The organism is Nonomuraea sp. NPDC004580 (assembly GCF_040609855.1).
Taxonomy (GTDB): Bacteria; Actinomycetota; Actinomycetes; order Streptosporangiales; family Streptosporangiaceae; genus Nonomuraea; species Nonomuraea salmonea.
The window spans coordinates 1-24,814 of sequence record NZ_JBEXLH010000071.1; the positions used below are offsets into that span (position 1 = coordinate 1).

26 protein-coding genes are annotated in these 24,814 nt (G+C 69.6%); 15 read left to right on the forward strand and 11 right to left on the reverse strand.

Annotated features, from left to right (window positions below; translation table 11 throughout):
* The first annotated feature begins 99 nt into the window (after nucleotides 1–99).
* Nucleotides 100–420: a hypothetical protein gene (locus tag ABZW11_RS40105; RefSeq protein WP_355429620.1), complete on the forward strand. Its 321-nt coding sequence runs from the start codon at nucleotides 100–102 to the stop codon at nucleotides 418–420.
* A gap of 71 nt (nucleotides 421–491) precedes the next feature.
* Here the strand turns inward: ABZW11_RS40105 and ABZW11_RS40110 are convergent, their stop codons facing one another.
* Complete coding sequence (locus ABZW11_RS40110) at nucleotides 492–1,109, reverse strand: UdgX family uracil-DNA binding protein (protein WP_355429623.1); 618 nt, start codon at nucleotides 1,107–1,109, stop codon at nucleotides 492–494.
* 101 nt (nucleotides 1,110–1,210) lie between these two features.
* On the opposite strand from ABZW11_RS40110, the gene ABZW11_RS40115 reads away from it, so the two are divergent.
* The 3 genes from ABZW11_RS40115 to ABZW11_RS40125 all read left to right on the forward strand — a co-directional run bounded on the left by ABZW11_RS40115 (nucleotide 1,211) and on the right by ABZW11_RS40125 (nucleotide 5,041).
* A complete protein-coding gene (locus tag ABZW11_RS40115) occupies nucleotides 1,211–1,915 on the forward strand; it encodes a metal-dependent transcriptional regulator (RefSeq protein ID WP_355429627.1) in 705 nt (234 codons plus the stop codon).
* Nucleotides 1,916–2,038: 123 nt separating this feature from the next.
* Nucleotides 2,039–4,258 (forward strand): SpoIIE family protein phosphatase, encoded by a 2,220-nt coding sequence (locus tag ABZW11_RS40120; protein WP_355429630.1) that lies wholly within the window; start codon nucleotides 2,039–2,041, stop codon nucleotides 4,256–4,258.
* 15 nt (nucleotides 4,259–4,273) lie between these two features.
* Nucleotides 4,274–5,041, forward strand: a complete 768-nt coding sequence (locus tag ABZW11_RS40125) for an alpha/beta fold hydrolase (protein WP_355429632.1) — start codon at nucleotides 4,274–4,276, stop codon at nucleotides 5,039–5,041.
* Here the strand turns inward: ABZW11_RS40125 and atpB are convergent.
* The 3 genes from atpB to ABZW11_RS40140 all read right to left on the reverse strand — a co-directional run bounded on the left by atpB (nucleotide 5,038) and on the right by ABZW11_RS40140 (nucleotide 7,244).
* The gene (gene atpB / locus ABZW11_RS40130) at nucleotides 5,038–5,817 is read right to left on the reverse strand and encodes a F0F1 ATP synthase subunit A (RefSeq protein WP_355429635.1); all 780 of its coding nucleotides are present in this window, start codon (nucleotides 5,815–5,817) and stop codon (nucleotides 5,038–5,040) included. The genes ABZW11_RS40125 and atpB overlap by 4 nt on opposite strands.
* 75 nt (nucleotides 5,818–5,892) lie before the next feature.
* Entirely contained in the window at nucleotides 5,893–6,054 is a 162-nt protein-coding gene (locus ABZW11_RS40135) for a hypothetical protein (RefSeq protein WP_355429638.1), read from the reverse strand.
* Nucleotides 6,055–6,098: 44 nt separating this feature from the next.
* The gene (locus ABZW11_RS40140; protein ID WP_355429641.1) at nucleotides 6,099–7,244 is read right to left on the reverse strand and encodes an acyl-CoA dehydrogenase family protein; all 1,146 of its coding nucleotides are present in this window, start codon (nucleotides 7,242–7,244) and stop codon (nucleotides 6,099–6,101) included.
* 220 nt (nucleotides 7,245–7,464) lie between these two features.
* Between ABZW11_RS40140 and ABZW11_RS40145 the strand changes: the two genes are divergently transcribed.
* The 6 genes from ABZW11_RS40145 to ABZW11_RS40170 all read left to right on the forward strand — a co-directional run bounded on the left by ABZW11_RS40145 (nucleotide 7,465) and on the right by ABZW11_RS40170 (nucleotide 13,668).
* Entirely contained in the window at nucleotides 7,465–8,784 is a 1,320-nt protein-coding gene (locus tag ABZW11_RS40145; RefSeq protein WP_355429643.1) for a hypothetical protein, read from the forward strand.
* 3 nt (nucleotides 8,785–8,787) lie between these two features.
* Nucleotides 8,788–9,564 carry a class F sortase gene (locus tag ABZW11_RS40150; protein WP_355429646.1) on the forward strand — a complete coding sequence of 259 codons (777 nt, stop codon included), beginning with the start codon at nucleotides 8,788–8,790 and terminating at the stop codon, nucleotides 9,562–9,564.
* Between the two features lie 142 nt (nucleotides 9,565–9,706).
* Entirely contained in the window at nucleotides 9,707–11,002 is a 1,296-nt protein-coding gene (locus ABZW11_RS40155; protein ID WP_355429648.1) for a hypothetical protein, read from the forward strand.
* Between the two features lie 6 nt (nucleotides 11,003–11,008).
* Nucleotides 11,009–11,776 (forward strand): class F sortase, encoded by a 768-nt coding sequence (locus ABZW11_RS40160; protein ID WP_355429651.1) that lies wholly within the window; start codon nucleotides 11,009–11,011, stop codon nucleotides 11,774–11,776.
* A 23-nt stretch (nucleotides 11,777–11,799) separates the two neighbouring features.
* Nucleotides 11,800–12,465: a hypothetical protein gene (locus tag ABZW11_RS40165; RefSeq protein ID WP_355429654.1), complete on the forward strand. Its 666-nt coding sequence runs from the start codon at nucleotides 11,800–11,802 to the stop codon at nucleotides 12,463–12,465.
* 57 nt (nucleotides 12,466–12,522) lie between these two features.
* Nucleotides 12,523–13,668, forward strand: coding sequence for an acetyl-CoA C-acetyltransferase (locus ABZW11_RS40170; protein ID WP_355429656.1), 1,146 nt, complete (start codon nucleotides 12,523–12,525; stop codon nucleotides 13,666–13,668).
* 421 nt (nucleotides 13,669–14,089) lie between these two features.
* On the opposite strand, the gene ABZW11_RS40175 is transcribed toward ABZW11_RS40170, so the two are convergent.
* The 6 genes from ABZW11_RS40175 to ABZW11_RS40200 are packed head-to-tail and all read right to left on the reverse strand — an operon-like array spanning nucleotide 14,090 to nucleotide 17,350.
* Entirely contained in the window at nucleotides 14,090–14,764 is a 675-nt protein-coding gene (locus tag ABZW11_RS40175; RefSeq protein ID WP_355429658.1) for a hypothetical protein, read from the reverse strand.
* Nucleotides 14,765–14,770: 6 nt separating this feature from the next.
* On the reverse strand, nucleotides 14,771–15,715 hold the full coding sequence (locus ABZW11_RS40180; RefSeq protein ID WP_355429660.1) for a hypothetical protein: 945 nt from the start codon (nucleotides 15,713–15,715) through the stop codon (nucleotides 14,771–14,773).
* A complete protein-coding gene (locus tag ABZW11_RS40185; protein ID WP_355429663.1) occupies nucleotides 15,706–16,011 on the reverse strand; it encodes a hypothetical protein in 306 nt (101 codons plus the stop codon). The genes ABZW11_RS40180 and ABZW11_RS40185 overlap by 10 nt, the downstream gene beginning before the upstream one ends.
* A gap of 14 nt (nucleotides 16,012–16,025) precedes the next feature.
* Nucleotides 16,026–16,430 carry a YbaB/EbfC family nucleoid-associated protein gene (locus ABZW11_RS40190; RefSeq protein ID WP_355429666.1) on the reverse strand — a complete coding sequence of 135 codons (405 nt, stop codon included), beginning with the start codon at nucleotides 16,428–16,430 and terminating at the stop codon, nucleotides 16,026–16,028.
* Complete coding sequence (locus tag ABZW11_RS40195; RefSeq protein ID WP_355429669.1) at nucleotides 16,430–16,831, reverse strand: YbaB/EbfC family nucleoid-associated protein; 402 nt, start codon at nucleotides 16,829–16,831, stop codon at nucleotides 16,430–16,432. Before ABZW11_RS40195 ends, ABZW11_RS40190 begins: the two co-directional genes overlap by 1 nt.
* Nucleotides 16,832–16,888: 57 nt before the next feature.
* Complete coding sequence (locus ABZW11_RS40200) at nucleotides 16,889–17,350, reverse strand: Lrp/AsnC family transcriptional regulator (protein ID WP_355429672.1); 462 nt, start codon at nucleotides 17,348–17,350, stop codon at nucleotides 16,889–16,891.
* Nucleotides 17,351–17,430: 80 nt separating this feature from the next.
* On the opposite strand from ABZW11_RS40200, the gene ABZW11_RS40205 reads away from it, so the two are divergent.
* The 5 genes from ABZW11_RS40205 (at nucleotide 17,431) to ABZW11_RS40225 (ending at nucleotide 23,906) form a co-directional block, all read left to right on the forward strand.
* Nucleotides 17,431–18,657: an amino acid permease gene (locus tag ABZW11_RS40205; RefSeq protein ID WP_355429674.1), complete on the forward strand. Its 1,227-nt coding sequence runs from the start codon at nucleotides 17,431–17,433 to the stop codon at nucleotides 18,655–18,657.
* 68 nt (nucleotides 18,658–18,725) lie between these two features.
* Nucleotides 18,726–20,597, forward strand: coding sequence for an acyl-CoA dehydrogenase family protein (locus ABZW11_RS40210; protein WP_355429677.1), 1,872 nt, complete (start codon nucleotides 18,726–18,728; stop codon nucleotides 20,595–20,597).
* Between the two features lie 205 nt (nucleotides 20,598–20,802).
* Nucleotides 20,803–22,077 (forward strand): extracellular solute-binding protein, encoded by a 1,275-nt coding sequence (locus ABZW11_RS40215; protein WP_355429680.1) that lies wholly within the window; start codon nucleotides 20,803–20,805, stop codon nucleotides 22,075–22,077.
* Nucleotides 22,078–22,137: 60 nt separating this feature from the next.
* Nucleotides 22,138–23,022, forward strand: a complete 885-nt coding sequence (locus ABZW11_RS40220) for a sugar ABC transporter permease (RefSeq protein ID WP_355429683.1) — start codon at nucleotides 22,138–22,140, stop codon at nucleotides 23,020–23,022.
* Nucleotides 23,022–23,906, forward strand: coding sequence for a carbohydrate ABC transporter permease (locus ABZW11_RS40225; RefSeq protein ID WP_355429686.1), 885 nt, complete (start codon nucleotides 23,022–23,024; stop codon nucleotides 23,904–23,906). The genes ABZW11_RS40220 and ABZW11_RS40225 overlap by 1 nt, the downstream gene beginning before the upstream one ends.
* Nucleotides 23,907–23,954: 48 nt before the next feature.
* Here ABZW11_RS40225 and ABZW11_RS40230 read toward each other — a convergent pair whose 3' ends face one another.
* Complete coding sequence (locus ABZW11_RS40230; protein WP_355429689.1) at nucleotides 23,955–24,674, reverse strand: methyltransferase domain-containing protein; 720 nt, start codon at nucleotides 24,672–24,674, stop codon at nucleotides 23,955–23,957.
* Nucleotides 24,675–24,814 lie beyond the last annotated feature (140 nt).

A 24,814-nucleotide genomic window follows, 5' to 3' on the forward strand; every position in this document is an offset into this window, starting at 1 on the left:
TCAACGCCGCAATCTGGCACAACTGGAACACCGACGCACCGGTGAAACGGTCCCTGACCGCCTACGACCACTAACCAATTTCACATCAGCGATCTCGCGGTGGCGGGCGCCGGGCTCGTGCACGACCTCTGGCTGGTGGTGCTGCTCATGGCCGTCGGCGGCGTCGCCGACGTCATCTCCTCGGTCTGGCGGCAGTCCATCCTGCAGCTGTACGCGCCCGACGAGATGCGGGGACGGCTGCAGGGCGTCTTCATGGTCGTCGTGGCCGGCGGCCCGCGCCTGGGCGAGCTGCGGGCCGGCGCCACCGCGACCGCGTTCGGGCTGACCGGCGCCTGGGTGGGCGGCGGCCTCGCCTGCGCGGTCACCGTCCTGATCGTCGGCCTGTCGGTGTCCGGCTTCCGCAATTACCGCGCCCGGTGAGATCACCGCACCGCCTGGGCGGTCGTGAGAGCGCCGTCAGAGGGCTCCCGGGCCCGATCAGGGCCCCGGTGTCAGGCGGCGTGCGCGGCGGCCTTCAGATCCGCCAGGAACTCCGCGTACGCCGCGTCGCGATCCGGCGCCCGCAGCACCGCCGACGGATGCACCGTGGCGACCGCCACCGCCTCCCCGAGCGGCACCGCCTCGCCCCGGTGCCGGGTCACCCGGAACGAGGGCCCGAGCAGCGCCCTGGCCGCCGTCGCCCCCAGCACGACCACCACCTCGGGCCGCACCACGGCCAGCTCGGCGTCCAGCCACGGATGGCAGGCGTCGATCTCGGCCGCCGTCGGCTTCTGGTGGATGCGCCGCTTGCCTCTGGGCGTGAAGGAGAAGTGCTTGACCGCGTTCGTCAGATAGACCTCGTCCCGCGCGATCCCGGCCTCCTCCAGCCCCCGGTCCAGGACCCGGCCGGCGGGCCCCACGAAGGGGTGTCCGCGTTTGTCCTCCTGATCGCCCGGCTGCTCGCCGACCAGCATGAATCTCGCCCGTTCAGGCCCCTCGCCGAACACCGTCCGCGTGGCGTCGCGATAGAGGTCGCAGCCCTCACAACCGGCCGCCGCCGTACGCAGGGAGGCGAGGTCGAGCCGGTCGGGAACGAACGAGGCCGCCCCGTTGTTGCCGTCCTTAACCATCGTCGGTCGTTCTCCCCATAGGGTTCCTGTTGATTCCTGTGCCCGAGGTTGACGGGCTCAGTCCCTGCCACGACCGGCGTACCATGCAGTTGGGAGGAGCCTTGACCGCACACGGCCTGATCGATACCACGGAGATGTATCTCCGCACGATTTACGAGCTCGAAGAAGAGGGCATCGTCCCCCTTCGGGCGCGCATCGCAGAGCGTCTCCAGCAGAGCGGCCCCACCGTCAGCCAGACCGTCGCCCGCATGGAGCGCGACGGCCTGGTCCGCGTCGAAGGTGACCGTCACCTGTCGATGACCGACCTCGGCCGCACGCTCGCCACCCGCGTCATGCGCAAGCACCGGCTCGCCGAGTGCCTGCTCACCCAGGTCATCGGCCTGCCCTGGGAAGAGGTGCACATCGAGGCATGCCGGTGGGAGCACGTCATGTCGGAGTCCGTCGAGTCGCGGCTGGTGACGCTGCTCGACAACCCGACCGTCTGCCCGCACGGCAACCCGATCCCGGGCCTCGCCGAGCTGGGCGCGCGCGAGCCGGTCGAGAGCGGCGCCGACCTGCTCACGACGATGTGCGAGCTGGCCGGCAGCCGCGACACTCCGGTCGTCGTGCGCCGAATCAGCGAACAAGTGCAAAGCGATCCCGCTGTGATGCTTAAACTCAAGCAAGTTGGGATACAACCCGGACGCGAGGTGACGCTCGCGGCGAGCGACGACGGTGTACGGGTGACAGGTGACGGTGACGCGAACGAGACTCCTGCGGAACTCCCCCGCGATATCGCCGCGCACGTTTTTGTCTCCAAGCGCTGACGCGCGCGCGGCTACTTGGTTGAATCCCTCTAGGGAGGCCCTCCACTCTCCCCTGGCCAAGACTGTTGCAGGAGCGCCCGTGGTCCGTCTTGCAGACACGCCACCCCGAGGAGTGGTCTCCGGATGAAGCGTTGGGGGGATCTGTCACAAGAAGCGGCCGATCACCTGGCTGCCGGGTCGGTGCTCGACCAGGCCGAGATGGCGGTGGTCGTCACCGACCGTTTCAGCAATCTCCTCTATTGGAACCCGTTCGCCGAGAAGCTGTTCGGCGGGCCGGTCAAGTCGTCGCGTGATTCGTCCGGCCTGTCCCTCGGGATCATGGAGAAGGACCACCCGCTCGCCATCGAGCTGGCCAAGCACGTGCTCAAGGGCGGCGTGTGGGAGGGCACGTTCGACGTCCGGCGCGGCGACGGCACGATCGTCTACGTCCGGGCCCAGGCGGTGCCGCTGCGCCACCCCTCGGGGTCGGTGACCGGCATCGTCATGACCGCCAGAGAGGCGCTGCGCAGCAACGAGCGGGAGAAGGACCGCTTCGGGCTGCTCGAGCGCATCGGTGAGCGGCTCGCGGGCTCCCTCTACGTCGAGGAGACGCTCAAGCGGGTCGCCGAGATGCTCGTGCCGCAGTTCGCCGACCACTGCTTCATCGAGCTGATGGAGGGTGACCGGCTCGTCCGCCGGGTCTCTCAGCACGTACAGGGGTGGGCGCCCCCGTCGGGAACATGGAAGCCGGTGGGCGCGGAGATCCGCTACCCCTCCGGCCACTACGCCGACACCGCGCTCCGCCGCCAGGAGACGATCCTGGTCGAAGACTTCGCCGGCAGCCGCTACCCGGCCCCCCACGAGGGCAGCGCGCGGCTGTGCGGTGAGATCGGCATGACCTCCGCCATCGTGGCGCCGCTGCTGGTGCGGGGCGAGACGCTGGGCCTGATGTACCTCGGCCTGTCCAACCTCACCGACCGCCGCAGCCCCCACTACGACGCCTTCGACCGTGACTTCGTGGGCGCCATCGCCACCAGGGTCGCGCTCGCCATCGACAACGCGCTGCTGTTCGAAGAGGAGCGCCACACGGCGGAGTCGTTCCAGAAATACCTGCTGCCGCGGGCGCTGCCGCAGCTCGACGGCCTGCAGATCGCCGTGCGCTACTACCCGGCCGCGCCGCTCGCCTCCCACGGCCAGGGCATCCAGACCCAGGTCGGCGGCGACTGGTACGACGTCATCCCGCTGTCCGCGGGCCGCGTCGGCATCGTGATCGGCGACGTCGAGGGCAGGGGCGCCAAGGCGGCGGCCATCATGGGCCAGCTCAGGGCCGCGCTGCGGGCCTTCGCCCAAGACGACAAGTCGCCGGCCGACATCCTCGCCAGGCTCGACGAGTGGACCCGCATCATCGCCACCCCCGAGCAGGACGACAAGGGCGGCGAGGTCAGCATCCCGCCGATCGTCACCTGCCAATATTTGGTCTACGACGCCTGGTCGCGCCAGCTGTCGTTCGCCAACGCCGGGCACGCGCCGCCGCTGCTGCTGGTCGACGGCGAGTGCCGCGAGCTGGAGATCGAGGAGGTCGGCCAGCCCCTCGGCGTACGCGCCAAGGGCCTGCACGCCGACCTCGTCTACAAGGAGGAGACGGTCTCCCTCCCGCCCGGCGCCGCGCTGCTGCTCTACACCGACGGCCTGGTCGATCGCCGTCCCGGTCGCGACGGCAGCATGCCGAGCGAGGAGGAGACGCTCGGCACGCTGTGCGCGGAGCTGACCAAGGTGTCCGGCGCCGAGGTCGAGCGCATCGCCGACGCCGCCACGGTCGCGGTGCCCGGCGAGATCGACGACGACATGGCGATCCTCGTGGTCCGCTCCAGCGACGTCGACCTCGACGTCGAGGCCCGCACCTTCCCGGCCCAGCCGATCATGGTGGGCGAGGCGCGGCGGATGGCCGCCGAGGCGTTCTCGAGCTGGAACGTCCCCGAGGAGCGGGCCGAGCTGGCCTGCCTGCTGGTCTCCGAGGTCGTCACCAACGTGGTGCTGCACGCCGCCGCCGCTGGGGTGCCGCGCAGGGAACTGGTCGTCGAGGGGCCGCCGCTGCCGTTCGAGGAGTCCTGGGACATGCCGGGCCTCGAAGAGGAGGCCGTCGGCGACAAGGAGTTCACGCTGCGGCTGCGCAGGGGCGAGGAGTCGGTCTGGGTCGAGGTGTTCGACCAGGACCTGCGGCTGCCCCGCATCCGCAGCGCGGGGGAGAACGACGAGGGCGGGCGCGGCCTTTACCTGGTCGACCAGCTCGCCAGGCGTTGGGGATCGCGTCCCACCAGGGAAGGCAAAGCCGTCTGGTTCGAGATTCCCACGCGCGGCAGGTGATGTTCTACTGGCGCAATGGACCTGGCCTTCGAACGACGGGGTTCCGGCGAGCCGCTGATCCTCATCCACGGCATCGGTCACCATTGGCAGGGCTGGCTGCCGGTGCTCGACCGGCTGGCCGCCGCCCGTACGGTGATCGCGCTCGACCTGCCCGGGTTCGGGGCCTCGCCCGGCCTGCCCGACGGCATCCCTTACACCGCCGAGTCGCTGGCGGACGCGGTGGAGTCGTGCTGCGCGCTGCTCGGCGTGCGCGAGCCGCACGTCGCGGGCAACTCGCTGGGCGGCTACATCGCCCTTGAGCTGGCCGCGCGCGGCGTCGTCCGGACGGCCACCGCGCTGTCTCCCGCCGGGTTCTGGTCCCGCCCCGAGCTGCTCTACTGCCAGGCGGTGCTGCGGGGGCTCAGGGCCACGGCCAGGTCGCTGCCGCCCGAGCAGCTCGCGCGTACGGCCGAGAACTCCCGTCTGCGTACGGTCTCCGCCGGCGTCCTGGTCGCCCGCCCCTCCAGGCTCGACCCCGCCGCCCTGATCGCCGCCACCGAGGCGCTGGCCGGCTCGACCGGGTTCGACGAGACGCTGGAGTCGTTCGGCGGGCTGATGCCGCCCGCGCCGCCCAAGACGCCCGTCACGATCGCGTGGGGCGAGCACGACCGGCTGCTGCTGCGCCGCCAGGCCGTACGCGCGGCGCGCTGGTCGGGCCGGCGGGTCAAGCTGCTCAAGGGCTGCGGCCACGTGCCCATGAGCGACGACCCCGAGCTGGTGGCCAGGGTCATCCTGCAGGGTTAGTGAGCGGGGTCCATCGCGTTGCCGATGTACATCGCGGCGAGCATGGCGAACAGGTACGCCTGCAGGAACTGGATGAAGATCTCCAGCGCGGTCATCACGATCGTCATCAGCACCGCGGCGACGCCGATGGGCGCGCCCAGCAAGGTCGGCTGCTCGAACAGGAACCAGAAGCCGACCGCCGAGAAGAACGCCAGCACCATGTGGCCGGCGAACATGTTCGCGAACAGCCGCACGGCGTGGGTGAAGAACGAGGTGACGAAGATGTAGACGAGCTCGAGCGGGGCATAGAGGACGATCGCCAGGAAGCGCGGCAGGCCGGGCGGGAACAACGAGTTCTTGAAGAAGCCGACGAAGCCCTGGTGCTTGAAGCCCATGTAGAGCTTGATCACGTAGGCGATGATCGCCAGCACCGCCGGGAAGGCGATGTGGGAGGTCACCGAGAAGTGCACGCCCGGCACGACGCCCATGACGTTCCAGACCAGGATGAGCGCGAACATGCTCAGCAGCAGCGGCATCCAGCGGTCGGAGTCCTTGCCGAGGAACGGGCGGGCGATCTGCTCGCGGACGAAGGAGTAGGCGTACTCGCCGGCGTTCTGCAGGCCCCTCGGGACGAGCTGCGGCCGGGCGAAGGCGCCCCAGGCCAGCGCGCACACCACCAGGGCGCTCAGCACGGCGAGCAGGACCGGTTTCGTGAGCCAGAAGGGCGCGCCCGCCCATAAGGGCGGGAACTCGAACACATCGGGGCCGGGGGCGTGGAACTCGGGGGCGAGCGACATCGGCTGCTCCTCGGCGTCAGGACGATACCCGCTACGGTTTTACCATTCGCCTCGGCCGGGCCCCGAGAGGTCCCCTCAGACCTTCGTCTGGCCCCAGAGCAGCAGCATGACCAGGACGAACACGATCATCACGCCGGCGTAGCCGACGGGGCCGAGCCTGATCGCCCGGCGCACGCGGTTGAGGCCCCAGGCGAACAGCAACGCCAGGAAGACCAGGAGGATCAGGCCGCTGTCCATAGTGCCCAGTATGCGGCGGAATCTCGTTTGTCGCGCTTAACGCGTCAGAATCCGAAGGATCGGCCGATGATCTCCTTCATGATCTCGGTGGTGCCGCCGTAGATCGTCTGGACGCGGCTGTCCAGCCACGCCTTCGCGACCGGGTACTCCGTCATGTAGCCGTAGCCGCCGTGCAGCTGCAGGCAGCGGTCGATGACCTTGGTCTGCAGCTCGGTGGTCCACCACTTGGCCTTGGCGGCGTCCACGGCGGTGAGCCGGCCGGCGTTCAGCGCGACGATGCACCTGTCCACGTAGTGGCGGGCGATCTCCGTCTCGGTGGCCAGCTCGGCGAGGACGAAGCGGGTGTTCTGGAACGAGCCGATGCTGCGGCCGAACGCCTGGCGGGTCTTGCAGTATTCGATCGTCTCCTCCAGCACCGCCTCCGCCGCGGCCACCGCCGCCACCGCGATCGACAGGCGCTCCTGCGGCAGGTTGTTCATGAGCTGGAAGAAGCCCTCGCCGTCCTTGGGGCCGAGGCGGTTCGCGACGGGCACCCGTACGTTGTCGAAGAACAGCTCGGCCGTGTCCTGCGCCTTCATGCCGACCTTGTCCAGGTTCCTGCCGCGCCCGAAGCCCTCCATGCCGCGCTCCACCACGACCAGCGTGATGCCGCGCGCGCCCGCCTCCTGGTCGGTCTTGGCCACCACGACGACGAGGTCGGCGTTGATGCCGTTCGTGATGAACGTCTTCTGCCCGTTGAGCACGTAGTGGTCGCCGTCGCGGGCCGCCGTGGTCCTGATGCCCTGCAGGTCGCTGCCGGCCCCCGGCTCGCTCATGGCGATCGCGGTGATCAGCTCGCCGCTGACGAAGCCGGGCAGCCAGCGCTGCTTCTGCTCGTCGTCGGTCAGATCGACGACGTACGGGGCCATGACGTCGTTGTGCAGCGAGAAGCCGAGGCCGCTCGCGCCGTGCCGCATGATCTCCTCGACGATGACCGCGTTGAAGCGGAAGTCCCTGACGCCCGCGCCGCCGTGCTCCTCCGGCACCGAGAAGCCGAACATGCCCAGCTCTCCGGCCTTCTTCCAGACCTCGCGCGGGACGATGCCGTCCTTCTCCCACTGGGCGTGGTGCGGCACGACCTCGCGGGCCATGAACTCGCGCACGGTCTCGCGGAAGAGCAGGTGCTCCTCGCCGAAGAGATCTCGCTCCATCGAACGCCTCCAGGGGCAGAATTGCATTCTGTTACCGCCACGTATACCCGGTTTCGCGGGGCTGGTGGAGGGGCTGGACACGGGTTCATCACAAGTGCCGGGAGAAGCGGGAATCCGTATGTGTTGCGGGTGTTTCCCGCCTTAAGATCTACCCTCGGTCTATTTGTGGGTGATCGGAGTCTCCGTGAGTCGGTGGCGCAAGGTATTGATCGCCGGATCGGTGAGCTTAGCGGCAACGGCCGCATTCGTCGCGACGTCGTCGATTCCCGGCCAGGCCGCGTCCTCGCTGGTGATGAAGTACCGCTGTACGGGCGGCATCGCCGGCGCCGGCGTCGACCTCGAAGCTCGTATGACGCCGCAGGTCGAGTCGGGCACCATGAACGTGCGCTGGGACATGAAGTACACGAGCGTGCAGCGGTTCGGCTCGCCCGGCTTCTTCCCCGAAGGGTCGTCGCTCGACCTTGAGGGCACCGTGGACATCAGCGGCGCCTGGACCGGCCAGCTCCGGCCGAGGGGCGGGCAGCCGCAGGACGAGCTGGTGCCCGGCGACTACCTCGACCTGCCCGAAGGACTCTCCGACGACGCCTCGATCAGCCGCACCGGGACCATCCGCTTCAAGCCCGGCAAACTGATGGTCCGTTTCACGCCCGCCGAGGGCGAGGTGATGGTGAACAACTCGGTTCCTGAGGTCAAGTACAACGGCCCGTGGACCACGGAGTACACCGGCAATCGCTACGACGACTACAAGAACGACATCGAGAAGACCAGCGGCTGGGGCGCCACCGCGAGGCTGGACTTCGTCGGCACCAAGGTCGCCTACATCGGTCGGCGCGAGCAGGACCTCGGCCCGGTAAAGGTGCTCATCGACGGCAAGCCCGCCACCGAGCAGCTCATCCACCCCGGCCAGGACCGCGCGGGCAACCCCATGACCGGCACCGAGACGCAGCAGGTGCTCTGGACCTCGCCGCAGCTCGACTACGGCCCCCACACCGTCATCGTCACCAACACCGAGAACAAGCCCGCCTATCTGGACGCCTTCCAGGTGTTCACCGGCGACATCCCTGAGCCGCCGCAGCACGAGCAGGCCGAGTGCGAGCTCCAGCACGACCCCGGTGCCATCGACGTCGACATCTCCGGTCCGACCGAGGACCCCACGGACGACCCGACCGACGATCCCACCGAAGACCCGACCGACCCGGGGGAGGACCCGGGTGAGGATCCCAACAACCCGAACAACCCCAATGACCCTGGTCCGGGCGGCAACGACGTCGGGACGATCGGGGGCGAGAACGTGATCGTGGTGCCCCAGACGTCGAGCAGCACCACGACCAGCCCCAAGCCCACAGGACCGACCGCCACCAAGTACTACCGGGCCCAGGTCGCCAAGACCCCCAGCGGCGGCGTCGAGACCGGGGTCGCGCCGGACGAGGACCGGCCGCCGTACGGGCTGATGGCCACCGGAATGGTCGTGGCGATGGGAAGCGCAGGCGGTGGGTTACTGATGCGACGGCGGCGGGCCGCGCACGCGGGAGGTGCGTAAGCGATGACCGAGCAGAAGACCCCGATGCAGCGGGCCCTGCCCGGCCTGCTCATCGCCGGCTCGCTCGGCGGCGTCGGCCTGGTGATGGTGAGCCTGCTGTCGCTGGCGCCGCCCGTGGACGACGGCTCCGAGCCGCGCGCGGTGGCGCAGGCGGAGCCGACGACGGTGGAGGTGGCGAACGCGGGCGCGTTCGTGCTCCCGCCGACCGTCGGCCCCGGCGGCAAGAACGTGCCCCTGACCCCGGCCCGCCTGGACGCGCCGCCCCCGCTGGCCGCGGCGCCGGTCGTGCCCGCGATCCCGAAGCCCAAGACCAAGACCGCCCAGGCGCGGCCGACCCGCATCAAGATCCCCAAGATCAAGGTGAACGCCCCCATCGGCGCGGTCACGGTCAGCAAGAAGGGTGTGCTCGGGACGCCGCCGCTCAGCAAGCCCAACACGACCGGCTGGTACAAGCACTCACCGGTCCCCGGCGAGACGGGCCCCGCGATCATCAACGGCCACGTCACCACTCGCTCTGGCCCCGCCGTCTTCGACCGCCTCCGGGAACTGGCCAAGGGCGACCACATCTACGTCTACCGGTCGGACGGGAAGGTCACCCGCTTCACGGTCAGCGGGATCGAACAAGCCGGCAAGAACGCGTTCCCGACCAAGCGCGTGTACGGCAACACCAGCAACGCCCAGCTCAGGCTCATCACCTGCGGTGGCGTCTACAACAAGACGACCCACCACTACACGGACAACATCGTCGTGTACGCGACGCTGTCCAAGAAGAAGGGCTGAGTGTGGGAAAATTGGGGTGAATTTGCCGGTTTACGGGAAGTTGACAGAGACAGTTCGTAGGATCTCTACCTGACCGTGACCATCGGCTGGAATTCTGGCACGACTGTTGACACCGCTGTGAAACGGAGAAGGACCCGTGCTTATGTCCCAGGTGGGGCGCCGCCTCGCCCAGAAGACGTCCGCATTGGGGCTCGCGGGCACGCTCGCGCTCTTCGTTTGCTCCATCTTCATCATCGCAACACCCGGCACAGCCTCGGCCGCGACCAAGCAGTACACCTACTCGTGTAGTGGTGGCGCGCCATTCACGAATACGTCGATCCAGGTCAGCCTCACTGCGCAGGACTCGGTCACCGCAGGTCAGACCTTCGATCTGACGGTGAGCATTCCGCCGCTGACGATCGCCACGGCGAATGTTCCGACCGCCGCCACAAGGGTGCAGGCCACGCTGACGCTGCAGCCAACCGGTGGCACCGTGACAGACGCTGGGGCCAAGGACGGTGCGCAGGTTGCCGCCAGTGCCACCTCTGCACCGCAAGGCAACGTCACCTACAAGATCACGGCAGCCGCGACTGGGACCAAGGTCAGCGTCAAGCCCGGTCCCTTGAAGCTGGCTCTCGCAAGCGCTCCTAATACCGCTGTCAACTGCACCACCGATTCCGACGTAGCACTAGATGTCACGATCGGTACCGGCGGCGGGGGCAACACGGGCACCGACGTCGTTGAGTACAGCTGTGATGTGCCCAGCACCTCGACCGACACCAGCTATGAGGCCATCAAGCCCGAGATCAAGGTCGTTCTGACGCCGCCCACCTCCGCCACCGCCAACGCGGACGCCTCTGTCACCTGGGCCGGCACCATCCAGACGACCGGTGACCAGCTGGAGCTGCCGACGGGCTTCCCGACGACGGGCGCGAAGATGTTCGCGACGATCAAGGGGAGTGGCGCGGGCGTCCCGGCGACGGCGACCGGTGAGGCGGCGATCACGGCCCCGACCGCGGGCAGCCCTCTCACGACCCTCCCCAGCGTGACGATCAAAATCAAGCCCACCACCACGGGCGAGGTCACGCTGACGGCCGGCGACCTAGCGTTCGGCACCTCGGCCACGGCGCCGGCGCTCAAGTGCACCGCACCGACGACGGGACTCAAGCAGTTCAAGTTCACCGTCGGCAACGGCACGACGAGCCCCAGCCCCAGCCCCACGACGACCACCCCTCGTCCGACCACGACGCACACCGCGACGGTGACGGTCACGCCGAGCACCACGCGTTCGTCCAGCACCCCCACCAGGAAGTCCCAGACCCCCAAGGCGGGCGCGGACACCGGTGCGGGTGGTATGGCGGGGCCTGACGGCCGGCTGTTCATCCTGACGGGCACGGCGCTGGTGGCGGCGGCCGCCGTGGGCGGGCTGGTCATGCGCCGGCGTTCGATCAGGAGCTGATCCGCGGTGTCCGGCTACTACCCGTACGGCGGCGCCCCCCAGGCTCCCGTGCCCCCGCCCGAGCACAAGGGGAGCACGGCGCTGCGGACGGTGCTCATCGTGGCGGCCATCGCCGGGGTGGCGACGGTCGTGGCGGGTCTGCTGATCGTGCTGCGCTCCCCGGCCGAGTACGGCCTGCAGAGCAGCAGCCGCGACAGCCTGGGCCTGCAGGCGCAGCCGAAGAACACCGGCCAGCCCGAGCAGGCGTACTTCCAGGCCCCGGCGAACGTCCCGCCCCCGCTGCCGCAGATCAAGGCGGCGCCTCCGATGCTGCCCTCGACGCCGGTGCAGATCATCATCAAGCGGCTCGGGGTGAAGGCGCCGATCAAGTCGGTGGGCCTGCGCAGGGATGGCACGATCGAGGTCCCGCCGCCGAACAACAGGAACCTGGCGGGCTGGTACCGCAACATGTCCACGCCGGGCGAGGCGGGCCCCGCGGTGCTGCTGGGGCACGTGGACACGCGTACGGGCCCGGCGGTGTTCGCCCGGCTCAAGGAGATCAAGAACGGCGATACGATCGAGGTCAAGCGCCAGGACAAGACGACCGCGGTGTTCACGGTCGGTGGGGTGGAGCAGGCGAGCAAGAAGACGTTCCCGACCCAGCGCGTCTACGGGGCTCGGGACGACGCCCAGCTCCACCTGATCACCTGCAGTGGCACCTACGATCGCACGACCGGGCACTACACCGACAACCTCATCGTCTATGCGACGATGACGGGCTCCTATCGAAGCTGAGCGCGGAGGCTGGCATGGGCTGGATGGCGAAGCGGAGACTGCGAACTGGCCCGACGGCGGCCGTTCCCGCGAGACCGGCTCAGGCGGAGCTGCTGCGGCTGGTCCAGCTGGCAGACCCGGGGGCGCGGCTCGACGGTGACGACGTCGTGGCGACCGACGTGCGGGTGTGCGCGCCGGTCGAGGCGGAGCCCGAGCTGACCGGCGGGGTGCTGGAGAAGGTGTGGGCGGTCCGGGTGGTCGCGGAGGGGCCGCTGCCGCTCGACTTCTTCGACCGCTTCCTCGCCGAGGGCCTGGCGTTCCGGCTGGGCGGGCTCGCGGTGTGCCGGGGCGTGGTGAGCGATCCGGCCGACGACGACGAGGGCGGCCCCGCGGTGATCCTTCCGGTACGCCCGTCGCCCGAGGAGCTGGCGCCCCTGCTCGCGCCCGAGGAGGAGGGCCCGGCGTTCACGGCGGGCGACATCAGGGCCGTGCTGGTGCCCCAGGCGGGCCAGCCTCCGGCCGTGCAGGAGCTGCTGCCGTTCGCCACCGAGCTGACGGCGATCGAGCTGCGCGGCGCCGAGCCGGTCAAGCTGGGCGCGCTGGCGCTTGAGCTGTCCGAGGCGCTCAACGGCATCGCGGTCGACCGGTGGCGGTTCAGGATCGACGCGGCGGAGGACCTCGTGGCGCCGGAGCGACCTGCGGCCGAATGACGTTCTGTTGTACGCTGCCCCTAGTAACCGAATAATGCTCGGTTCCCAGGAGGCACTGTGGCAGAGGCGTACATCGTCGGGGCGGTTCGAACCCCGGTCGGCAAGAAGAAGGGTGGCCTGTCCACCGTCCACCCCACTGACCTGGCCGCGCACACCCTCAAGGCGCTGATCGACCGCACCGGCGTCGACCCCGAGGCGGTCGAGGACGTCATCATGGGGTGCGTCATGCAGTTCGGCCCCCAGAGCATGGACATCGCGCGGAATGCCTGGTTGTCGGCGGGGCTGCCCGAGACCACCGCCGGCGTCACCATCGACCGGCAGTGCGGCTCCTCGCAGCAGTCCATCCACTTCGCCGCGCAGGGCGTGCTGTCCGGCACGCAGGACCTCGTGGTGGCGGCCGGCGTCGAGTCGATGAGCATCGTGCCCATGGGCTCCTCGATCAAGGCGGCGCTCGACGCGGGCATGCCGTTCCCGTTCGGCGACAAGTGGGTCGAGCGTTACGGCAAGCAGGAGATCTCGCAGTTCCGCGGCGCCGAGCTGATGTGCGAGAAGTGGGGCTTCAGCCGCGAGGTGCTGGAGCAGTACGCGTTCGAGTCCCACCAGCGGGCGGCCAAGGCCATCGCCAACGGCTACTTCAAGGACCAGATCGAGCCCGTCAACGGCGTCGAGGACGACGAGGGCCCGAGGCCCGACACGACGCTGGAGAAGATGGCCGCGCTGAAGACGCTGAAGGAGGGCGGCCAGATCACCGCGGCCACGTCCTCGCAGATCTCCGACGGCTCCGGCGCCGTGCTCATCGCCTCCGAGCAGGCCGTACGCGACCACGGCCTGACCCCGAGGGCCCGCATCCACCAGCTCGCGCTCATGGGCGACGACCCGGTCTACATGCTGACCGCGCCGATCCCCGCCACGCGGCGGGCGCTGAAGAAGGCCGGCATGTCGATGGGCGACATCGACGTGGTGGAGATCAACGAGGCGTTCGCCCCGGTGCCGCTGGCCTGGATGAAGGAGCTCGACGCCGACCCCGACAGGGTCAACCCCAACGGCGGCGCCATCGCGCTCGGCCACCCGCTGGGCGGCACGGGCGCGATCCTGATGACCAAGCTGCTGCACGAGCTCGAGCGCACGGGCGGCCGTTACGGCCTGCAGACGATGTGCGAGGGCGGCGGTCAGGCCAACGTCACCATCATCGAACGGCTCTAGCAAAGGGCGCGAGCGCCGCCTCCGGGCGTAACGGGGGAGGCGGCGCCCGCCTAACTACCCATCCCGGTAGTTGTCTTCATCGCCCCTTGGGCGGGATGCGGCGCGGCGGCATGATCGGCCGCTGCGGCATCTTGGGCATCGGCCGCACCACGGGCAGGTGCGGGCGGTGGTTCCTGTTGGCACGAGCACGCATGAAAGGCTCCTTCACGTAATTCGGCAACGCGGCTCGACGATGCATGGAGCCGGCGGGCGAACATGACTGCCGCGTCACTGGGTGGACGGTGGGACAGGTCGCTCTCTCGCGAATTACAGGTAAAGGCGCATGTCCAAGAGGCTACGGGCGTGCTGGAAGCGCGTGCAACCGATTTATCCCCCGCCCGCCTGGTTCGGGGTCCGCCCCCATCGGGCCGGGCGGGGGCGGCTAGTTCTCGAAGCGGCGGAGTTGCCATTGGGCGAACGAGCTGACCTCCTCGTCGCGTGTCCTGGCGGCGTGGCGCAGCAGCGCCGGGTCCTCCTCGGCCATGCGCGTGGCGGTCGCCGCGGCGAACAGCCGGGCCATCGGGTCGTCACTGTCCAGCCCGGCCACCACCTCGCCCGGGTCCGGCTCCCCGCTGTCGGCGGCGACCAGCGCCGCCGTGTATCGCCCCAGCTCGGGGTCGGCGAGCTGGGAGAGCCCGAGCATGAGCTGCTCGGTCGGGGCCATCGCCAGGAAGTGCAGCACCTTCCACCGGATGGCGGTGTCGGGGTCGCGGCTCAGCGTGATGGCCTGGGCGAGGACGGCCGCGTCCTTCTGCTCCTCCGCGGCGAGGAGCACGAACTCGACGGCGAAGAAGCGCACCTGACGCCGCGGGTGGGCGAGCAGCGCAGGCGCCTCGTCGAGCAGGGACGCTGCCTGCTCGCCCAGCTCCGACAGCAGCCAGGACCCGGTCTGCACGGCGTCGTCGTCACCGCTGTGCAGCAGGGCGCGCAGGTTGTCGACCGGGTAGCCGTCGAACAGCTCGTTGAGCAGGTCGTTGGTCAGCCGCCCCCTGACCTCGTCGTCGGCGGGCCGGGCGAGGATGCGCGCCATCAGGTCGTCGCCCGTCTGTGTGTGCATCTCGAGCTACTTCCCCTCGTTGGCCTTGCGTTCGAGCTCTTCCAGGAGTTTCTGCTCGTCCCTCAGCCGCGCCTGATGCCCGGCGTCCTTGCCGAGCCTGGCCTCGTTCATCTTCCGTGTCAGGATGCTGTCCTTGACCTGTTTCGCCGCCTCGGCAGCCTGCTCCGGCGACATCTTGCCCACGTCGTTGCTCGACGGCAACCTGCCGTGCATGCGCTGCGCGTTGTTGTCGAAGCTGGCCGGAGAGTTCCGGCTCCAGCCGCCGCCCCCTCCATCGCTCTTCTTCTTCCTGCGGATCTGCAGGATGCCCGGATTGCGGTCGAAGCTCTTGGGATCGACGGGCACCCGGCCGCCGGGCAGCCGGCCCGCGCCGGCGAGCGCCGGGCTGCCGGGCGGGCCCGGTGGGCGGAGGCGGCTCAGGATGTCGCGCAGCGGAGCGGTGGCCCGCCTGGTCAGCGCGGGTGCCATGTGGCGGCCGGTGCCCTCGGCGGCCTCGCGCAGGACCTTGGTGCCTGCTCGCCTGATCGCGAGCAGGGTCGCGGTCGTGGTGAGCCCGGCCGCGGGCCCGCCGGCCATCAGGGCGTAGAGCAGCCGTACGGTGCCGACGGCCGCGATCGTGCCGACCGCGACCTTGGTGCCGGTCACGACGTACCCCAGGCCGTCGAGCGCCGCGGGCGCGATCCGCGTCGCGGCCGTGGCCTGCGCCAGGTGCCCGTTGGCGGTGTCGCTGGCGTCCCACGCGCTCTGCAGCGCGACGCCGGAGTCGCCCCGGTGGAGCCCGGCGGCCCCGCGTACGGTGGCGTCGGCGTTCGCGCCCTCCTGGGCCGTGTACGCCTGCACGATGCGGGCCGCGTCGGCGTCGGCGTGGATCTCGTCCTCGTCGATGTTGGGGAACCACAGACCGGCCAGTTCCAACGTCGCGTCGAGTTGCGGGGGGAGCGTTATCGCCATGCCGCCGGATCCTGCATCACGCTGGCCTGCTCACCTGCCGTGACGTTCTGCGGGACGAGACGCATGCCCGCGCTCACCCCGCCGATGTGCCCGCCGATGCCGGGCACGGCCTCCAGCATGGCCAGCCGGCACTCGATCCAGGCCATCTCGATCTCCGCGAAGAGACCGTCGTCCCCCCACCTACCCCCTCGCTCGCGCAGCCGCTCAGCCGCCGCCGCGTAGTCGTCCCCGTGTGTCTGCAGGCGCCTGGCCTGCTCCGTGTACGCCTCTTTGGCGATTTCAACCCCGTACTGCATGGTTGGGACTGTAATCAACCTTCGTGGCTTATGTGATTACTTTCCAGCAGACTCCCGAGGCGCCGCCGGAGCTCGGCCACATCCACCGCGAGCCCGGGCACGGCCTGCCGCAGGTGCTCGCGCAGCAGCTCATCGGCCTGGAGCCGGGCATGCTCCTGCGCGGCGCCCACGGCGGCGAAGACCGCATCGCGCAGCCCGTCGGTCCCCTCGCGCAGCGCCTGCGGCCCGAGCGTGATCTCCGCCACCCGCCCCTCGGCGTCCACGACGGCGCCCACGCCCTTCGCCTGACCCGTGCCGACGACCTCCGCCAGCAGCCGGTCCACGTCGTCGAGCGCGGCCTCGGCCTGAAACGCCTGCTCGGCAGCACGTTCGACGTCCTGAGGCCGGATGTTGCGCGGATCGATCGCGTAGCCGGACATCACCGGTCTCCCGCGAGCAGATCGCGCATCGCCGCGTCCACGCGCCGCCGGACGAACGTCTCGTCCAGCGGCTCGGGCAGGGCCTCGACGTAGGGGGCGGCCTCGTCCACGATCTCCCGCGACCGCCGCTCGGCGTCGTCCTGCGCGGCCCGGACCGCCTTGGTCAGCTCACGGCCGATGACCGCGGGCGGCAGGCGGAGCAGGCGCGGGTCGAGGTCGATGCCGCTCAGCGTGCCTCCCGCGCCGGCCGTCACCTTGATGAACCCGTCGGCGGCCACGCCGGTGCCCGCGACCTGACCGATGAGCTGTTTCGCGGTACGGAGGTGGCGCATCGCGTCCTCCGTCTGCCGCATGATCTGGTCGAAATAGAGCCTGTCCTGGTCAGGAGACGGCCATGACACCCGGAGACCCCTTTCACCGGTGATTCACAAAGAGTTCAGGATCCTACCCCCGCCTTTTCACGGCGCGGGCAGCGGCTCCGGCGCCACCTTCTGCACCTGCTGGAACACCACCGACGTACGGAAGCCGACGATCTCCTTGCGCTTGCTGAGCCGGTCGAGCAGGAACGCGTGCAGGTGGTCGAGGTCCTGCACCGCCACGTGCAGCAGGAAGTCGTCGCCTCCTGCCAGCACGAACACGCTCAGCACCTCCGGCATCTCGGCCGCCGAGGTCTGGAAGGCGTTGATCACCGCCCGGCTGAGCGGCCGCACCTGGACCGAGACCATGGCCTGGACGCCGCGGTTGAGCGCGGCGGGGTCGATGTCGGCGTGGTAGCCGCGGATCACGCCGCGGCGGGTCAGCGAGCGGACGCGTTCGAGGCAGGTGGAGGGGGCGATGCCGAGCTGCCTGGCCAGTTCGCGGTTCGACTGCCGCGCATCCGTTTGGAGCAGCCGTACGATCGCCGAATCAAGTTCGTCCATGACTCCACACTGCCAGCCTTTCCGGCCGAACGTTCGGAGGCGCATGCTCATGACCGAATGCCTGCATTAGCTTCCGGCATATGAGTGGACGAATGGGAGCCGTACAAGGCACGGCGCTGCTCGTGGGCGCCGTGCTGGGACCCGGCATGCTGGTGCTGCCGCACCTCGCCGCAGCCGCGGCGGGGCCCGCCTCCGTGCTGGCCTGGGCGGGCATGCTCGCGCTGAGCGTGCCCGTCGCGCTGACGTTCGCCGCGCTCGGCGCCCGCTATCCCGGAGGCGGCGGGGTGGCCGCGGTGGTCGGGCTGGCGTTCGGCCGGTCCGCCTCGGCCGTGGCCGGCTGGTGGTTCTACGGCGCCGTGCCGATCGGCACCGTCGCGGGCGCCCTGGTCGGCGGCCAGTACGTCGAAGCCTGCCTGGGCGTGGACGCGACCCTCGCCGCCTGCCTGATCCTGGCCGCCGCGTTCGCCGCCAACGCCGCCGGCCTGCGCACCTCGGGCGGGCTGCAGCTCTGCATGGTCGTCCTGCTCGTCGCGGTGCTGGTCACGGCCGTGGTGAGCGCCGCACCGCATGCCGACGCGGCCAACTTCACCCCCTTCGCCCCGTACGGCGCCGCCGGCGTGGCGGGCGCGGCCGGGGTGCTGATGTTCGCGTTCGTCGGCTGGGAGGCCGCGAGCCACCTGTCGGCCGAGTTCGCGGGCGGCGGGCGGGTGCTGGTCAGGGCCACGGTCGTGACGCTCGTGGTGATCGGCCTGCTGTACGCGGGCGTCTCCGTCATCTCGGTCGCCGTGCTCGGCGCCGACATGCCGGGCGTGCCGCTGACCGCCATGCTGGAGAGCGGGCTCGGCCCGGCGTCGAGGCCGGTCACGGGCGTGCTGGCGGTGCTGCTGTCGTTCGGGGCGGTCAACACCTACATCGCGGGGGCGGCCAGGCTGGGCGCGGCGCTGGCGGCGGACGGGGCGCTGCCGGTCTGGTTCGCCAGGGGAGGGGCGCCGGGCGAGACGCCGTACCGGAGTCTCGGGCTGGTGCTCGTGCTGAGCGTGCCCGTGCTGGTCTGGGCGGTGGATCTCGACCTGCTCATGCGGGCGACCTCGGCGTGCCTGGCCGCGGTCACGGCGGCGGGAGTGGCGGCGGCGGTGCGCATGCTGCCGCGCGGCCGGCTCAGGACCACGGCCGTGGTGGGCACGGGGATGTCGCTGGCCGGGCTGGCCTTCTGCGGCGCCTACCTCGTGGTGCCCGCCGTGCTGGCGCTGCTCGCGCTCGCCGTACGGCGGCTGAATACTCGCCGTTCCCTCAAAATCGGGCTATAACGGCGACAGGGCGCCGTCTCGGCGGGCAGTACCCATGAGCACAAGACGGCGCGACGTCCGGAGGTGCCATGACCGAGCACGCTGAGTACAGGGAGTCCCGGGAGGTCGGCGAGCAGGCACGCGAGAAGGAGTGGACGCACCCCAGCTTCGCCAAGCAGCTCTTCCTCGGCGACTACCGGCTGGACCTGGTGCATCCGGCCCCGACGCCGCCCGACGAGGCGGCCAAGCGGGGCGAGGACTTCGTCAGGGCGCTGCGCCGCTTCCTCGACGCGCACGTCGACCCGGTGCTCATCGAGCGCACCGCGCAGGTGCCCGACGACGTGGTCAAGGGCCTCGCGCAGCTCGGCGCGTTCGGCATGACGATCAAGGAGGAGTACGGCGGGCTCGGGCTGCCGTACCTGTACTACTGCCGCGCCCTCATGCTCGTCGGCTCCTACTGCCCCGCGCTGGCCACGCTGCTGTCGGCGCACCAGTCGATCGGCGTGCCGCAGCCGCTCAAGCTGTTCGGCACCGAGGAGCAGAAGCGCGAGTTCCTGCCGAGGTGCGCGGCCGGCGAGATCTCCGCGTTCCTGCTGACCGAGCCCGACGTCGGCTCCGACCCGGCCCGCCTGGCCACCACCGCCGTCCGCGACGGCGACGAGTACGTGCTCGACGGCGTCAAACTGTGGACGACCAACGGCGTCATCGCCGACCTGCTGGTGGTCATGGCCAGGACCGGCAAGAAGATCAGCGCGTTCGTCGTCGAGGCCGACACGCCTGGCATCACGGTCAAGCGACGCAACGAGTTCATGGGCCTGCGCGGCATCGAGAACGGCGTCACCGTCTTCTCCCAGGTCAGAGTGCCCGCCAGGAACCTCATCGGCAAGGAGGGCGAAGGGCTCAAGATCGCGCTCACCACGCTCAACACCGGCCGCCTGTCCCTGCCGGCCACCTGCGCGGGCAACGCCAAGTGGGCCGTGAAGATCGCCCGGGAGTGGGGCAGCGCGCGCGTGCAGTGGGGCCGCGAGGTCGGGCGGCACGAGGCCGTCGCCACCAAGGTCGCGTTCATCGCGGCCACCGCGTACGCGCTGGAGGCCGTCTGCGAGCTGACCGGCCGGCTGGCCGACGACCGGCGCAACGACATCAGGATCGAGGCGGCGCTGGCCAAGCTGTACGCCTCGGAGCTGTCGTACCGGGTGCTCGACGAGCTGGTCCAGATGCGCGGCGGGCGCGGCTACGAGACGGCCGCGTCGCTGGCCGCGCGGGGCGAGCGCGGCGTGCCCGCCGAGCAGATGCTGCGCGACTCCCGTATCAACCGCATCTTCGAGGGCTCGTCGGAGATCATGCGCCTGGCCATCACCCGCGAGGCCGTGGACGCCCACCTGACCGCCGCGGGCGAGCTGGTCAACCCGGACGCGAGCCGCCAGGAACGCGCCCAGGCGCTGCGCAGGGCCGGCCGCTTCTACGCCACCTGGCTGCCCACGCTGGTCGCGGGGACGGGCAACCTGCCCACCTCGTACGCCGCATTCGGCCCACTCGCCGGCCACCTGCGTTTCGTGGAGCGGATCAGCAGGAAACTGGCCAGGTCCACCTTCTACGGCATGTCCCGGTGGCAGGGCGGCCTGGAGCACAAGCAGTCGTTCCTGGGCCGGATCGTCGACATCGGCGCCGAGCTGTACGCCATGACCGCCGCCTGCCTCAAGGCCGAGGAGGATTCGCGCGACCTGGGGCGGCGGCCGTACGAGCTGGCCGACACCTTCTGCCACCAGGCCAGGCGCCGGGTGGACGCGCTGTTCGCCAGGCTCTGGGACAACAGCGACACCCAGGACGTACGCCTGGCCGGATACGTGCTCGACGGCCGCTACACGTTCCTGGAGGAGGGCATCCTCGACCCGTCGATCGAGGGCCCGTCGATCGGCACGCCGGAGGGCGGGGAGAGCGTACGGAGGAAGATCCTCTGACATCCGGTCTAGACCGGATGTGATCGCTCCTTTCGTGAGGTGTTGCAAAAACGAGACGGACCGGTATAGACCGGCCGCTTAGCTCAGGCTTACGCTGACGCAAACGCGGGCAAGCCGGAACTCGCGTGTCACATCCCCCCTGGGCTGGGTCGGCCGAACTGGTACGGACCAGCTCGACCCGTCCGACGAGAAGGCGGTATCTCCAGTGAACATCAAGCTTGTGGGCGGCGCCGCTCTCGGCCTTGCCACGATGCTGGTCCTGTCCAGTTGCGGCGGCGGTGACGCAGGCGGCGGAGGCGGCGACACCCAGGCGAGCGACGGCCAGGTCACGCTGAAGATGGTCGCCGCCGACTACGGCGACGGGCCCGGCAAGCCGAACTCGGGTGAGAACTTCTGGAAGGGCGTCGTGGACGAGTTCCAGGCGGCCAACCCCAACATCAAGGTCGACGTCCAGGTCATCAACTGGAACGACATCGACAAGCAGGTCGCCACCATGGTCCAGAACGGCCAGGTGCCCGACATCCTGCAGACCGGCGACTACTCGGGCTTCGTCAAGGACGGCCTGCTCTACAAGGTGGACGAGGTCCTGTCGCCGAACGTCTCCGGCGACATGCTGCAGAAGTTCGCCGACTTCGGCAAGGTCGACGGCACCGCGTACGGCATCCCGTTCGTCTCCTCGGCCCGCGCCCTGTTCTACAACAAGGACCTGTTCGAGAAGGCGAACATCGCCGAGCCGCCGAAGACCTGGGACGAGCTCAAGGCCGCCGCCGAGAAGCTCAAGGCGGCCGGCGTGACGCAGCCGTTCGGCCTGCCCCTCGGCCAGGAGGAGGCCCAGGCCGAGTCGTTCCTGTGGATGCTCGGCAACGGGGGCAGCTACAAGGACGCCTCCGGCAAGTGGGCGATCGACTCCCCGCAGAACGTCGAGACCTTCACTTACCTCAAGGGCCTGGTCGACGCCGGCCTGACCACCCCCAACCCCGGCACCAAGGACCGCAAGACGGTCTGGGAGGACTTCGGCGCCGGCAAGGTCGGCATGGTCAACGGCGGCCCCATGTCCATCCCGATCTTCGACGCGGCCGGCCTGAAGAACTACGGCGTCGCGCCCATCCCCGGCAAGACCGGCCCGCTCGACACCACGCTCGGCGTCATGGACTGGATCATGGCGTTCAACAAGAACGGCCACGCCGCCGAGATCAAGAAGTTCTTCGACTTCTTCTACACCGGCAACGCCGCCCAGAAGATCTCCGACACCTACAAGCTGCTGCCCGTCACCAACGGCGGCATCGAAAAGCTGTCCGGCGACGAGAAGCTCAAGCCGTTCCTCGACGCGCTGCCCAACGCCAGCTTCTACCCCTTCCAGGACCCCAAGTGGGCCGAGGTGAACCCCGCCATCAAGCAGACCATCGGCGGCGCCGTCAAGGACGACCCCGCCAAGGTCCTCGGCGAGCTCCAGAAGACCGCTGAAGCGGCGGCCGGCTGATCCAGCAGGACCCGGGTACGGCCGGCGCTCGCCGGCCGTACCGTCCTGGAAAGGTGTCTGATGAGAAGGTTGCGCGCCCTCGAACCCCTCGCCTGGGTCGGGCCCGCCATCGTGCTGATCGCCCTGGTCGTGCTCTGGCCCGTGATCGAGATGATCAGGTCGTCATTCCTGGAGATCAGCCGCCTGGGCGTGGTGCGCGGCGGCAACGGGTTCGCGAACTACGACAAGCTCTTCGCCGAGAAGGACTTCGCGGACATCATGCTCCGCAGCGTGGTCTGGGTGGTCGCGGTCGTCGCGCTGACCGTGCTGGTCTCGCTCGCCCTGGCCCAGCTGTTCAACCAGCGTTTCCCGCTGCGCAAGATCGCCCGCTGGGCGCTCATCGCGCCGTGGGCCGCCTCGGTGCTGATGACCGCGATCATCTTCAAGTGGATGCTCGACCCCGAGGTCGGCGTCATCAACCAGATCCGGCTGAAACTCGGGTTGATCGACGCGATGGGCGGGGCCGCGGCCGACCAGCTCGGTGACGCCTCCACCGCCATGCCGTGGCTGATCTTCGTGGCGGTGTTCGTGTCGGTGCCGTTCACGACGTACGCGCTGCTCGCCGGACTCGCCACCATCCCGGCCGACGTGTACGAGGCCGCCAGGATGGACGGAGCCGGACGGCTACGGACGTACTGGTCGATCACGCTGCCGCTGCTGCGCCCGGCGCTCACCGTGGCCGCGCTGATCAACGTCATGAACGTCTTCAACAGCTTCCCGATCATCTGGGCCATGACCCACGGGCAGCCCGGCTACTCCACGGCCACCTCGACGATCTTCATGTACATCCTCAAGGGCTCCGACATCGGTGAGTCCGCCGCCATGTCCGTGGTCAACTTCGGCATGGTCATCGTGCTCACCGTGATCTTCCTGAAGGTGTCGCGGTGGAACAAGGAGGTGGCGTGATGGCCGTCAGGACCATGCCCGCGCCGGTCGAGCAGCGTCGCCAGGCCCGCACGGGGCGGGGCGCGAGCGCCATGCCGCGGCTCAAGACCGTCCTCATCGCCGCCACCGCGTACGTCATCGCCTTCCTCTTCCTGTTCCCGTACGTGGTCATGCTGCTGACCTCGCTGCGCTCACAGGAGTCGCTGCGCGACGTGACGTTCTGGCCCGAGGAATGGGTGTGGAGCAACCTCGCCGACTTCTGGGGCAGCGGCCTGGCCGGCAACCTGTGGGTGACGATCAAGGTGGCGGCCGGCTCGACGCTGCTCGTGCTGCTGGTCGCGCTGCCCGCCGCGTACTACTCGGCCCGCCACCGCTTCCGCGGCCGGACCGCGTTCCTGATCCTCGTGCTGATCACCCAGATGTTCCAGCCCACCGCCATGGTGGTCGGCATCTACCGCGAGTTCTTCCAGTTCGGGCTGGTGGACTCGATCTGGGCGCTGATCCTCGTCAACGGCGGGTTCAACCTCGCCTTCGCGGTGTGGATCCTGAACGCGTACTTCTCCTCGATCCCGCGTGAGCTGGAGGAGGCCGCCTTCATCGACGGCAACGGCCGCTTCGGCGCGCTGTTCAGGATCACGCTGCCGCTGGCCATGCCCGGCGTCATCACCGCGCTGATCTTCACGTTCATCGCCGCGTGGAACGAGTTCGTGGTCGCGCTCACCCTGACCACGACCCCCGAGAACCAGCCGCTTCCCGTGGCGCTCAACTCGTTCATCGGGCAGTACCAGGTGGACTGGCAGAACCTGTTCGCCGGCTCGGTGATCGCCACCATCCCGGTGATCATCCTGTTCGCCCTGATCGAGCGGAAGGTGGTCGGCGGCCTGACCGCCGGCTCCATCAAGTAGGCCCGTCAGGCCGCCCCAGGGCACCCCAGGGGGCGGCCTGACGTGTTCTCAGCTCTTCGGTACGGGCACCCGCGCGACGCAGAACACCGTCTGACCGAACGGCGGCCGGACGAACCGCTCGATCAGCCGCGTCAGCGGCACCACCGTGCGGTCGTAGATCTTCACCAGCCGCGGGTCGGGATAGCCGACGCCGCCCCGCCGCACCGCCGCCCACCAGGCGATGCCGCCCAGGAAGTTGATCGGCTTGAGCACCTCGACGTCGAGCCCCGCCTTCGCGACCGTGGCGCCGAGCGTCTTCGGGGTGTAGCGCTGCACGTGGCCGACCTTGCGGTCGAAGTCGCCGTAGAGCTGCGGGTAGCCGGGCACCCAGATGATGATGCGGCCGCCGGGCAGCGTGACGCGCGCCAGCGAGCGCAGCGCCTCGGCGTCCTCCTCGATGTGCTCCAGGACGTTCATCATGACGACCGTGTCGACCTTGTCCTCAAGCGGGATGTCGGTCGGCAGGCCGAACTGCAGGACGCTGATGTCGTCGCGGTCGACGAACCGCTTCTCCAGCTGCTCGACGCAGTAGGGGTCGAAGTCGCTGACCACGAGCCGGTCGAGGCGCGGCAGGAACTGCTCGGCGAAGTGCCCCAGACCCGAGCCGATCTCCAGCATCGAACGCCCGACGTGCGGGGCGACCATGTCGAACTCGTACTGCCGGTAGTTCTTGGCCTCGTCCCCACCCAGGTGGTTCTCCAGGGCCTCGTCACCGGCCGCCGGTTGCACTACACGGTCATACCCAGAAGACATAATCCCGTTCCTTCGAGGGGCACATGGATTGCCAGAGTCTAATGCCCACGCCGGTCACCAGGATGACACGATCAGCGAAAGTCCCTTCCCAGACGGCTGATGATGGGGTGGAATCC